A 12,653-nucleotide genomic window follows, 5' to 3' on the forward strand; every position below is an offset into this window, starting at 1 on the left:
TTACAAAAAATAAAAAGTAATTGTCATTTTTAAAGGAGGAATCAAATTGCAGAGGATTGGAGTTTTTGTTTGTTGGTGTGGAAGTAATATAGCAGCTACCGTAGATATCGATAAAGTCATAGAAGAAGCTAGTAAAATGCCTGGAGTTGTATATGCCAAAGACTATCAATATATGTGTTCCGAAGTAGGTCAGAATTTGATTAAAAACGGGATAAAAGATCTAAAGCTAGATCGTATTGTTGTAGCATCATGTTCTCCTAGAATGCATGAGGCAACATTTCGAAAAGCGGCAAAGGCAGCGGGCTTAAATCCATATTTATTAGAAGTTGCAAATATTCGCGAACATTGCTCATGGATACATAAGAGCAAAGAAGAAGGAACCCCAAAAGCTATTGCTCTTGTTAGGGCTGCAGTGGCTAAAGCTACATTAAATAAGGAACTTATACCAGGTCAAATAGATGTAACACATAGAGCACTTATTATAGGTGGAGGAATTGCAGGAATCCAAACAGCAATTGATATAGCTGAAGCTGGTTATGAAGTTGATATTATTGAGAAGACACCAAGTATTGGTGGGAAAATGTCTCAGTTAGATAAAACTTTCCCAACATTAGATTGTTCAGCCTGTATTTTGACACCAAAAATGGTAGATGCATCGTCTCATCCAAATATTCACTTATATACTTACAGTGAACTAGAGTCGGTTACTGGATATGTTGGAAACTTTGAAGCAGTCATTAATCAAAAGGCACGTAGTGTAGACTTAGATAAGTGTACAGGCTGTGGAGTCTGTTCTGAAAAATGTCCATCAAAGAAAGCTAAAAGTGAATTTAATGAAGGATTAAGAACCAGAGCGGCTATTTACATGCCATTCGCACAAGCGGTTCCTAATGTACCTGTTATAGATAGAGAAAATTGTATAAAGTTTAAAACTGGAAAATGTGGTATTTGTGAAAAAGTATGTACAGCGGGTGCTATTGATTATACTCAGGAAGATACTAAAATAACAAAGAAATATGGAGCTATAGTTGTATCCACTGGTTATGATCTTATAGGACTCGAAAAATTTGGTGAATACCAGTATGCAGATCACCCAGATGTAATTACATCCCTTGAGTTTGAGAGATTAACAAATGCTGCAGGTCCTACAGGTGGGCAGCTTCTATGTCCATCAGATAAGAGAAAACCTAAGAAAATAGTATTTGTACAATGTGTTGGATCAAGAGATAAATCAGCAAGAGGTAAAACATACTGTTCTAAAATTTGTTGTATGTATACAGCAAAACACGCAATGTTAATTAAGGATCACTATCCTGAAATGGAAGCATATGTTTTTTATATTGATGTTCGTACACCAGGTAAAAACTTTGAAGAATTTCAGAGAAGAGCTGTTGAAGAATATGGAGTTCATTATATTAAAGGAATGGTTGGTAAAGTTTTCCCGGATGGAGAAAAACTACAAGTTCACGCAGTAGATTCTTTGACTGGAGAAACAATTGAAATTGATGCGGATATAGTAGTACTCGCAGCGGCAACTAAGGCTAAAGATGATGCAACTACAATTAAGAGAATATTAAGCATTAGTACAGATAACGATAATTTCTTTACAGAAGCTCATCCAAAACTTCGTCCTGTAGAAACTCATTCTGCCGGAATATTTTTAGCAGGAGCTTGCCAAGGACCAAAAGATATCCCAGAAACGGTTGCACAAGCAAGTGCTGCAGCAGCTAAGGTTATTGGAGTATTAAGTAAGGATAAACTGGTTAACAATCCATGTGTATCAGAGGTAAACGAAGCAATTTGTAGTGGATGTCTTGCATGTACTAAGATATGTCCATACGATGCGATTTCATCTGGTACTGTAGAGGTTAACGAAAATGGTAAAAAGATTACTAAAATAGTAGCAAAGGTAAATGAAGCCCTTTGTCAAGGCTGCGGTGGATGCACAGTAGCATGTAGACCTGGTGCCATTGACCTTAAGGGATTTACAAATAAACAGATTTTAGCGGAGGTGGATGCCATATGTCGTTAGAAGCCGAGAAAATCGAGGAGATAGATAAAGTTGAATTTGAACCCTTAGTTGTAGCCTTTTGTTGTAATTGGTGTAGTTATGCAGGGGCAGATTTAGCTGGGACAAGCAGATTCAGCTATCCTGCTAATGTTAAAATAATTAGGGTACCATGTTCATGTAGAGTTAGTGAAAACTTTGTACTACGTGCCTTCCAAAGAGGCGCTGACGCCGTAGTAATTGCCGGTTGTCATCCAGGAGATTGTCATTATACAAGTGGAAACTATCACACAAGACGTCGTTTTTCGATCTTGACAAACTTACTTGAATATATGGGAATAGAACCAGAACGATTTAAAGTAGATTGGATTTCAGCAGCGGAAGGACACAAATTTGCAAGTGTTATGAATGATGTATTAGAGAAAGTTCATAAACTTGGTCCTAATGGAAAGTTGAGGGATGATAGATGGATAAGATAACACAAAAAATAAGAGAGACCGCAAAATTAGCTTTAGAAAAAGGCGAAGTAGAGAAAATTATAGGTTGGGCAAAAGGAGATACTTGGGATGATTCATATCCTGTATTTGTTACAGATGTAGATAAAGCAGATTCATTAATCTGGGACAACTTCTGCGTTAATAACGTAAGTAAATATCTTATTAAAGAACTAAAACAAAGTAATAAGGTTGGTGTATTTTTAAAAGGATGCGATTCCCTTGGGTTTAACCAACTGATAGTTGATAATAGAATAGACAGAACAAAGGTTGTTGTCTATGGCATAAGTTGCCCTGGTATGATTGACCCAGAAAAAGTAAAAAAAGAAGGATTAAATAAAGGCCTCAAAAGCGTTAAAAGATCCGGAGATCAAATTATATTTGTAACAAGTGATGGAGAAAAGAAAGTAGCAAGCAAAGAATTTGAATTTGATAAATGCCTTAAATGTAGACATCCTAATCCTGTTGTTTATGATCAGTTAATGACAGACACTTTAGAGGAGAGAGAAGTAGATTTAGAAGCTAGATTTAAAGATGTAGAAGATCTTGAAGCGCTATCTAATGACGAGAGATCAGATTATTGGAAAAATCAATTTTCAAAATGTATAAGATGTAATGCTTGCCGTAATATATGTCCTGCATGTAGTTGTGAAAAATGTATTTTTGATAACACTAAAGCAGAAGTATCAGGTAAAGCAAAAGCAGATACTGAAGAACAATTTTATCACATTATTAGAGCTTATCATGTTGCAGGTCGATGCGTTGAATGTGGAGAATGCAGTAGAGTATGCCCAGCAGGTATCCCACTTCATAAATTAAATAGTAAAATAATAAAAGATTTAAATGGACTTTATGGCGAACATGAGGCAGGGCTAGATTCATCTGTTGAAGCCCCAATCGGTATGTTTAAACTGGATGATTGTGATTCCTTTACAGAGCATGGAGGTGGAAAAAAATGATGAAGAAAATATCAAAGAGTCAGTTTTCACAGCTTTTCAGTAACATTGATAAGTCATATCAACTGTTTTTGCCTGTTGAATTAGATGGTAAAGTTAATTTCGACCTTTGGCAAGAAGGTGACAAGGTGAATATAGAAAAATTGAAAACTAATATTTCACCTAAGAGTTTTATTTTTCCTCAAAGCGAAACTTACATGAAATTTAAAAGAGATGGCAAAAAACTCAAGATAGATAATGTTGGAGGAAAAAAAGAAGATTACGTAATCTTTGGTGTTAGGCATTGTGATGCAAGTAGCTTTAAGCTTCTTGATAATGTATTCCTAGAAGAACCTGTAGATAGATTATATGAGCAAAGACGCGAAAAAGGAACAATAGTTACCATGGCCTGTTTTGAGCCAGAAGAAAATTGTTTCTGTACTTCATTTGGAATTAAGCCAGAAACGGCTCCTAAAGAGGTAGATGTAACTACATGGGATTTAGGGGAAAGTATATTGTGGCAATCACAAACTCAAAAAGGTGAAGCACTAACTGAGAAACTAAATGATATTTTAGAAGATGCAACAGATCAAGATAAAGCAGAATTAAATAAATTACAAGAGTCTACAATAGGTAAAGTGAAAGAACTTCCTTTAGCAAATTTAGACCCTACAAAAATAACCGGAGAGCTTAATGATTTATTTGAATCTGAAATTTGGCAAGAACTTAGCGAACGTTGTTTAGGTTGTGGAGCATGTACTTTTGTATGTCCTACTTGCCATTGTTATGATGTTGCTGACTTTAAGGGTGATGCACAAACAGGAGAAAGATTCCGTTGTTGGGATTCATGTATGTTCTCAGATTTTACTCTAATGGCCCATGGAAATATAAGAAAGACGCAAAAGGAAAGATTCAGACAGAGGTTTATGCATAAACTTGTTTATTACCCAAATAATCATGAGGGTGTATATGCTTGTGTTGGATGTGGAAGGTGCGTTGAAAAATGTCCTGTTCATCTGGATATTGTAAAAGTAATTAAAAAGTTAGGTGGTGAATAACAATGAGCTGCAGCTGTAATGAAGAACATGTAAACCCTTTGATACCTGAGATTGTTGTGATAGCGGAAATGAGGGCAGACACTCAGGATGTAACTACTTTTAGAGTTACCAAACCAGGCGGTGGAAAACCGTTCGAACATATGCCAGGTCAATGTGCAATGATTTCAGTTCCACCACTTGGAGAAGCAATTTTCTCAATTACTTCTTCTCCAACGCAAAAAGATTTTATAGAATTTAGCGTAAAACGATGTGGTGAAGTGACTGAATACCTACACAGTTTGGAAGTTGGAAGTGAAATAGGCGTTCGCGGACCCTATGGAAATAATTTTCCTGTAGATGATGTACTAAAAGGAAAAGATTTACTTTTCATTGGTGGTGGTATAGGACTAGCACCTATCCGCTCAGTTATAAATTATGTAATGGATAATCGTGAAAATTATGGAAAGGTAGATATTTTATATGGATCAAGAACACCTGGAGATCTTGTTCAATCAGAAGATATCTTTGAAAACTGGCCATCGAGGCCTGATACAAAAGTTCATTTGACTGTTGATCATGAAACTGAAGGATGGGATGGACATGTAGGATTTGTTCCTAATTATATTAAAGAGATTGGATTTAGCACAGATAAAGTGGCTTTGATATGTGGACCACCTATCATGATAAAATATAGTCTTCAAACGCTGTTAGAAATAGGATTTAAGAAGGAACAAATATATACAACTTTGGAATTAAAAATGAAATGTGGCGTAGGAAAATGTGGACGTTGCAATATCGGAGATAAATATGTGTGTAAAGATGGTCCAGTATTTAGATGCGATGAAATAGATGAGCTTCCAGACGAATATTAATGTAAACACTAAATCAGTTTAATCCATCCCATTATAGATTAGGGATAAAGGAGGCATATAAAATGTCCAATAAAGAAATGGTGGAAATATATATATTAAATAAAAAATACACTGTACCTTCGACACTTACAATTATGGATTCATTGGAGTATGCAGGGTACCAATTAATTAGAGGATGCGGATGTAGGGCTGGATTTTGCGGTGCCTGTGCCACAATATATAGAGTCAAAGGTAAGCAAGAATTAAAGGTGTGCTTAGCATGTCAAACAAAGGTTGAAGATGGTATGTATTTAACTCAATTACCGTTCTTCCCTGGAAACAAAAAAATATATGATATGAATGAATTAGAGCCAAATGCTGATACAATGATGAAGCTTTATCCTGAAATATATAGCTGTATTGGATGTAACTCTTGTACAAAGGGATGTCCACAAGACCTTAATGTTATGCAATATATTGCTTATGCTCAAAGAGGTGACCTTGAAAAATGTGCACATGAATCATTTGATTGTGTTATGTGTGGAATTTGTGCTTCAAGATGTCCAGCTGGTATAACTCATTACCAAGTAGGCGTGCTTGCTCGTAGACTTACAGGTAAATACATTTCTCATGAAACAGAAGATTTGACAAAAAGGGTAGCTGAAATTCAAGAAGGCATGTATGATGATGCATTAGCAAATCTAATGAGTAAAAACGTTGATGAATTAAAGGATATATACAATACAAGAGATATTGAAAAGTAAAAATTACCCTAGAATCACATAAAATATAGTTATATCAGGGAGGTATTTAAATGTATACAGGAGCAATGAGGGAGCTAATAAAGAAGGTTGAAGCCACTCGTCCCCAAAGATTAGGAGTTCAGTTTCCAAGAATGACTGCCCAAGAAAAGGATGATATACTAAAGGAAAATTATCCTGATTATAAAGATGATAAATTTAGAAATCTAAATGTTGGAGTAAACAAAGGATCAAAGGTTCCTCAGGAACTTGCAGAGCTTCTTGAAGCTAAAAGTAGACTTCAAGATTTAGACATGGACTTAACTAAATTTAATTATGATGTAGATGTATTGATAATAGGTGGTGGTGGAGCGGGTGCTTCAGCAGCCCTACAGGCAAACGAAAAAGGCGCAAAAGTAATGATAGCTACAAAATTACGTTTTGGAGATGCCAATACTATGATGGCTCAAGGCGGAATACAGGCTGCTGATAAGCCAGAAGATTCACCTGAAAAACATTACATGGATGTAATGGGTGGAGGACATTTTACCAATGTAAAAGAACTTGTTAATGCTCTTGTAACGGATGCTCCAGAATCAGTAAAATGGTTAAATGAACTTGGAGTAATGTTTGATAAAGAGGATGACGGCACAATGGTTACTACTCATGGTGGTGGAACCTCAAGAAAAAGAATGCATGCTGCTGAAGATTATACAGGAGCTGAAATCATGCGTGTACTTCGTGATGAAGTTCATAACAAACAAATTGAAGTAGTAGAATTCTCCCCTGCTGTGGAGTTATTACTTGATAAGGATGGTAAAGCTGCTGGAGCTGTTTTATATAATCTTGAAACAGAGGAATATCTAATCGCAAGAGCTAAAACTGTTATCATAACAACTGGAGGAGCTGGTAGACTTCATTATCAGGATTTTCCAACTACAAATCATTATGGTGCAACTGCAGATGGTCTTGTATTAGGATACAGAGCTGGAGCAGAACTTATCTACGCAGATGCGGTTCAATATCATCCTACTGGCGCAGCATATCCATCACAGATATTTGGTGCACTTGTTACTGAGAAGGTTCGTAGTTTAGGAGCAACACCTCTAAATATAGATGGTGAACAATTTACTTATCACCTTGAAACTAGAGATGTTGAATCATCTGCATTCATTAGAGAATGTTATAAAAGAGGTAAAGGTATTGACACAGCTGCAGGACAAAAGGGCGTATGGCTTGATACTCCATTAATTGAAATGCTTCTTGGTGAAGGAACTATTGAGAAGAGACTTCCAGCTATGATGAGAATGTATCAAAAATTTGGTATTGATATGCGAAAAGACCCAATAATAGTATATCCAACACTTCATTACCAAAATGGTGGACTATTGATAGATGAAAATTGTAAAACTAAGGTAGAAAACCTATTTGTTGCTGGAGAAGTTGCAGGCGGAATTCACGGTAGAAACAGACTAATGGGTAATTCACTATTAGATATTATCGTTTTCGGACGTAGAGCAGGAAATAGTGCTGGTAATAAGTTCAAAGAAGTTGAACTTAAAGAATTAAGCCTTGATCATGTTAAAGCATACCATAAGAGCCTTGATGAAAATGGCATTAGTACAGATAAAATTTCGCCTATGTTATTACCTCATTACACTCATGGAAGTGAAAATGATAAATAATATTAATGAGTTTACATTTGCGATAAATAGAAATATTTATCGCAATAAAAATACATTTAATATCTTTAAAACTAACAATTATCCCTAATCAATAATTTAAAATAATAGGAGGATGATAAGTATGAATATTAAAGAAGAAGCAATGGTGTGTCACAAAGAGTGGAGAGGTAAAATTGAGGTAATATCTAGAGTTCCAGTAGCAAGTAAAAAGGATCTTTCTATAGCTTATACACCAGGTGTTGCACAACCTTGTCTTGAAATTAGTAAAAATATAGATTTATCATATGACCTTACAAGAAGAGGGAACCTAGTTGGAGTTATAACAGATGGTACTGCTGTTTTAGGACTTGGTGATATTGGACCAGAAGCTGGAATGCCAGTAATGGAAGGAAAATGTGTATTATTTAAAGTTTTTGGAGATGTAGATGCTTTCCCTCTATGCCTTCAAACTAAAGATGTAGATGAAATAGTAAGAACAGTTAGCTTACTTCAAGGTAGTTTTGGTGGAATTAATTTAGAAGATATAAGTGGACCTAGATGTTTTGAAATCGAAAGAAAACTTAAAGCAATATGCGATATCCCAATTTTCCACGATGATCAACATGGAACAGCTGTTGTAGTTTGTTCAGGAATAATTAATGCCTTAAAAATAGTAAAGAAAGAAATGAAGGACATTAAAGTTGTAGTTAATGGCTCTGGAGCAGCAGGTATTGCTGTAACAAAATTATTGATGAGTATGGGAGTACAATCAGCTATTCTTCTTGATAGAAAAGGTGCCATCTATGATGGACGTGAGAATTTAGGCGGAGAAAAATCTCTAATGGCTAAAGTTACTAACAAAGATAAGGTTAAGGGTCAATTAAAGGACATTATCGTTGGAGCTGACGTGTTTATAGGAGTTTCAGATGCTAATCTAGTAACTCAAGATATGGTAAGAAGCATGGCAAAAGATGCTATTATATTTGCTATGGCTAATCCAAACCCTGAAATATTACCAGATTTAGCTAAAGAAGCTGGAGCAGCAGTAGTTGGAACTGGTAGATCAGATTATCCAAATCAAATCAATAACCTTTTAGCATTCCCTGGAATATTCAGAGGAGCATTAGATGTTAGAGCAAGTGATATTAATGATGAGATGAAGATTGCAGCAGCAAATGCTTTAGCTTCATTAGTTAGTGATGAAGATTTAACTGCAGATTACGTTATTCCATTACCATTTGACCCAAGAGTTGCAAAAGCTGTATCAGAAGCAGTTATGGAAGCTGCAAGAAAATCTGGAGTAGCTAGAATATAATAAGGTAATTCGAAAATTATGTAAGCTTTAAAAGTAAAACATTTGGAAGGAGTTGCTGGTTTATGCGTAAAGTAGATGTAATAGAAATAGAAAATGCTTTAAGGGACATGAGTATAAAGACTAATTTTTATGTGGGAGACGATGTATTAGATGCCTTTCATAAAGCCGAAAAGGAAGAAACATCTCCTGTAGGAAGAGATATTATAACTAATTTGCTTAAAAATGCTGAAATTGCAAAAACTGATCAAGTACCAATTTGTCAAGATACAGGTATGGCTGTAGTATTTGTAGAAGTAGGTCAAGAAGTTGAATTAGTTGGTGGAAACATTACAGACGCTATTAACGAAGGCGTAAGAAAAGGATATAAAGAGGGATATTTAAGAAAATCTGTTGTTGCAGATCCTTTACACCGAAAAAATACAGGGGATAATACTCCTGCAGTAATATATTATGATATCGTACCAGGAGATAAAGTTAAATTAACTATAGCTCCAAAAGGTTTTGGTAGTGAAAACATGAGTAGATTAAAAATGCTTAAACCATCAGATGGTTTAAACGGTGTACTTGACTTTGTTGTTGAAGCCGTTTCACTTGCTGGTCCAAATCCATGCCCACCAATAGTTGTAGGTGTTGGAATTGGGGGAACTTCTGATAAAGCAATGTATCTTGCTAAGAAAGCTTTAACAAGAAACATTGGTAGTCATAATGAAACAGAGCATTTAAAAGAAATTGAGTTAACTTTACTTGAGAAAATTAATGCACTAGGAATAGGACCTCAAGGACTAGGTGGAAATACTACAGCCCTTGCCGTTAATGTGGAAGCTTTTGCAACACATATTGCTGGATTACCAGTGGCAGTAAATATTAACTGTCATGTGGCAAGACATGCAGTAACAATTATATAGGGAGGGGAAAAGATGGAAATCAAACATATATCTACTCCTTTAACACAGGAAAAGTTGAAGGATTTGAAATCGGGAGATAGTGTCTTAATATCAGGAACTATGTATACAGGAAGAGATGCAGCTCATGCAAGGCTTGTAGATTTAATTAATAAAGGTGAAAAATTACCTTTTGATCCTAAAGATTCCATTATATACTATGTTGGACCTGCTCCAACTAAACCTGGTAATGTAATAGGTTCAGCTGGCCCAACTACTAGTTATAGAATGGATGATTTAACTGTTCCATTGCTTGAATTAGGCCTTACAGGAATGATTGGAAAAGGGCTTAGAAGCAAAACTGTAGTAGATTCAATGAAGAAAAATGGCGCAATTTATTTTGCTGCAATAGGTGGAGCTGGAGCTCTTATCTCAAAATCAATAAAAGAATGCGAAATTATTGCATTTGAAGATTTGGGTCCAGAAGCTGTTAGAAAACTTACGGTAGTAGATTTTCCAGCTGTTGTTGTAATAGATAGCGAAGGTACTGATCTTTATGAAACAGAGAGAAAAAAATATCAAAAAGTATAGTAATAAGATAATATGAAAAAATGTAAAGAAGTAAAGGTATGTGTTAAATCACATACCTTTACTTCTTTGTTATTAGCATGTATAGACATAATATAATATAGCAATAATTTATTTAAGTGTATTAAAAGAATATTCTTGAGATTTCAAGTATTCGATAACTTGAGGTAAGGCTTGAACGGTTGTTTCTTTGTCAGGTGCGTCATGCATTAAAATAACCACATGTTCCTTTCCTTCAGAATACTTTTTAATATTATTTAATAGTTTGGTTACTGTAATATTGTGTCCTTCTGCATCACCGGTTAGATCATTCCAGTCAATATAATGGTACCCATAATCCTTAATTGCTTTTCTAAAAGGGCTCATAGCAGAGCCAAATGATCCACCTGGAAATCTTAATATTTTACTATTATAATCGCTACCAATTATTGACTTTAGCACAGCATCACATTTATTAACATCCCTTATAAAGGCACCTGTATTAGAATAAATCTGATTATATTCGTGAGAATAGGTGTGATTTCCTATTGATTGTCCACTGCTTGCCTCCATTTTCACTAAATTAGGATCTACTACTGCTCTATTACCAACTATAAAAAAGGTGGCTTTAATATTATAGCTGTCTAGTATTTTTAGAATTTGTGGAGTAGTTTTAGAAGAGGGACCATCATCAAACGTAAGATAGGCTATTTTATGTCCATCTGAATTATAAACGTTTTTAGTTGAAGAATCTGTAGATGCTTCTTTAAAATTCAATTTAACTCTTTTTGAATGTAGTGGGGCATTTGGTGAAGGTTTTGAAATATAAGAGGTTAAACCTAAAAAAACAACTAAAATCATTAAGGCTATAATAGCTCTTAATTTTGTTGTTATTATCAATTTTTTGTCATTTTCGAGTTTTAATATAATACATCACTCCAATTATATTATAATTAAATTTTTTATAGAATTAGTGCATATCAGATAATAACATTACTACGGAATTTATTATTATATATATAGGATGAGTTAAGTTTAAATTATAGATGTTTCTAATAATATTTATATGAGAGTGAGTGAGATTTATGATATTAATATTTTAATTATATTATTATTTTAATATTAAAATGCGATTTACTGAATCCGTATATTATATGGTAGTTTTATACTATAAATGAATTTTAATAAACCACATACTAGAAGTGATATAAAGTATGCGGTTTTATAGTACTCTAATACATAACTAGATTTTTAATTGGAGGATGATGAAAGAAATTTAAAATATATATCTGCTAGAGCTTTAAAATCTAAACGTGCAGCCGAATCTATTATATAAGCGGATGTTTTTGCCTCCTTTATTCTAAATTCATTTAACTCACTAATTATTTTATCAGCATTTCCTATGCCTATACCATGTCCAAAATAGCTCCCATAACCAAGGTCTATGACATTTTCTCCTTGCCATTCGGGCTTTACTGGGTTCACATCAGGGTTATTAAAGTACCTTCTATCCCCAGGTAAATAATCATTTCGTTTTTCTAAATACCCCGCGTCCTCAAGCAGATCATCTATATAATGCCAATTCATTAAATGTATTTTGGGAAATAATTGATTAAAAAGTTTTTCAGCAAATACATTAAGTAAAGCTTGATAATAAATTATAATTATTGCAGTAGCGCATTCCGTACTATATTTAGAACTGTTTATAGAAATATCCTCAATAGCAACACTTGGAGTAATTCCTTTTTTTAATATAAATCCACCATTTTTACTGCGTTCCCAATAATCAACGTTACATGTTGATTTGCGAAAGGTACTAAAGGACATATCGCTTTCATTGAGTTTTTTAGCAGCAACAACAATATTTTTTCGTACTTTTAACTCAAACTGCAACTGATCTAATGAATTGTACTCATACTGTTCCTTGCTTAAATTTAATATATTAATGGTGTCTCTCTCAATATCATTATTTTTATACTGATTTTTAAAAAAATCAATTTCAAGAGTATTGTTAGAAATTATAATCATTTACTGACCTCCTTATATAGAGTGATAGTGTTAACACTATCTTTGTTTTATTTATTTGAATCCTTGCATTAGCAAGGGTTTAAGCTACTTTTATAATAAAAAAAACAATGACCCCCTCTATTTGTTATAATTG

Annotated in this window: 12 protein-coding genes; 10 read left to right on the top strand and 2 right to left on the bottom strand. The window is 34.3% G+C overall.

Annotated elements, in window-relative coordinates; translation table 11 throughout:
* Positions 1-46 precede the first annotated feature (46 nt).
* From LGK95_RS07510 to LGK95_RS07555, 10 genes are all read left to right on the top strand, one after another.
* Positions 47-2,032 (top strand): CoB--CoM heterodisulfide reductase iron-sulfur subunit A family protein, encoded by a 1,986-nt coding sequence (locus tag LGK95_RS07510; RefSeq protein ID WP_226123760.1) that lies wholly within the window; start codon positions 47-49, stop codon positions 2,030-2,032.
* The gene (locus LGK95_RS07515; protein ID WP_226123761.1) at positions 2,023-2,487 is read left to right on the top strand and encodes a hydrogenase iron-sulfur subunit; all 465 of its coding nucleotides are present in this window, start codon (positions 2,023-2,025) and stop codon (positions 2,485-2,487) included. Before LGK95_RS07510 ends, LGK95_RS07515 begins: the two co-directional genes overlap by 10 nt.
* Positions 2,475-3,461: a 4Fe-4S dicluster domain-containing protein gene (locus LGK95_RS07520; protein ID WP_226123762.1), complete on the top strand. Its 987-nt coding sequence runs from the start codon at positions 2,475-2,477 to the stop codon at positions 3,459-3,461. The genes LGK95_RS07515 and LGK95_RS07520 overlap by 13 nt, the downstream gene beginning before the upstream one ends.
* Positions 3,458-4,495 (top strand): 4Fe-4S dicluster domain-containing protein, encoded by a 1,038-nt coding sequence (locus LGK95_RS07525; RefSeq protein WP_226123764.1) that lies wholly within the window; start codon positions 3,458-3,460, stop codon positions 4,493-4,495. Before LGK95_RS07520 ends, LGK95_RS07525 begins: the two co-directional genes overlap by 4 nt.
* A gap of 2 nt (positions 4,496-4,497) precedes the next feature.
* Positions 4,498-5,346: an FAD/NAD(P)-binding protein gene (locus LGK95_RS07530; protein ID WP_226123765.1), complete on the top strand. Its 849-nt coding sequence runs from the start codon at positions 4,498-4,500 to the stop codon at positions 5,344-5,346.
* Positions 5,347-5,408: 62 nt separating this feature from the next.
* Positions 5,409-6,089 (top strand): 4Fe-4S dicluster domain-containing protein, encoded by a 681-nt coding sequence (locus LGK95_RS07535; protein ID WP_226123766.1) that lies wholly within the window; start codon positions 5,409-5,411, stop codon positions 6,087-6,089.
* Positions 6,090-6,139: 50 nt separating this feature from the next.
* Positions 6,140-7,750, top strand: a complete 1,611-nt coding sequence (locus LGK95_RS07540) for an FAD-dependent oxidoreductase (RefSeq protein WP_226123767.1) — start codon at positions 6,140-6,142, stop codon at positions 7,748-7,750.
* Between the two features lie 121 nt (positions 7,751-7,871).
* Positions 7,872-9,044: an NAD(P)-dependent malic enzyme gene (locus LGK95_RS07545; RefSeq protein WP_226123768.1), complete on the top strand. Its 1,173-nt coding sequence runs from the start codon at positions 7,872-7,874 to the stop codon at positions 9,042-9,044.
* 62 nt (positions 9,045-9,106) lie between these two features.
* Entirely contained in the window at positions 9,107-9,949 is an 843-nt protein-coding gene (locus LGK95_RS07550) for a fumarate hydratase (RefSeq protein WP_226123769.1), read from the top strand.
* A gap of 12 nt (positions 9,950-9,961) precedes the next feature.
* A complete protein-coding gene (locus tag LGK95_RS07555; protein WP_226123770.1) occupies positions 9,962-10,516 on the top strand; it encodes a Fe-S-containing hydro-lyase in 555 nt (184 codons plus the stop codon).
* Between the two features lie 108 nt (positions 10,517-10,624).
* Here the strand turns inward: LGK95_RS07555 and LGK95_RS07560 are convergent, their stop codons facing one another.
* Both LGK95_RS07560 and LGK95_RS07565 read right to left on the bottom strand, forming a co-directional pair.
* On the bottom strand, positions 10,625-11,392 hold the full coding sequence (locus tag LGK95_RS07560; RefSeq protein ID WP_226123771.1) for a polysaccharide deacetylase family protein: 768 nt from the start codon (positions 11,390-11,392) through the stop codon (positions 10,625-10,627).
* 351 nt (positions 11,393-11,743) lie between these two features.
* A complete protein-coding gene (locus LGK95_RS07565) occupies positions 11,744-12,520 on the bottom strand; it encodes a protein-glutamine gamma-glutamyltransferase (protein WP_226123773.1) in 777 nt (258 codons plus the stop codon).
* Between the last annotated feature and the right edge of the window lie 133 nt (positions 12,521-12,653).

It is taken from the genome of Clostridium algoriphilum (assembly GCF_020443705.1).
Taxonomy (GTDB): domain Bacteria; phylum Bacillota; class Clostridia; order Clostridiales; family Clostridiaceae; genus Clostridium_AD; species Clostridium_AD algoriphilum.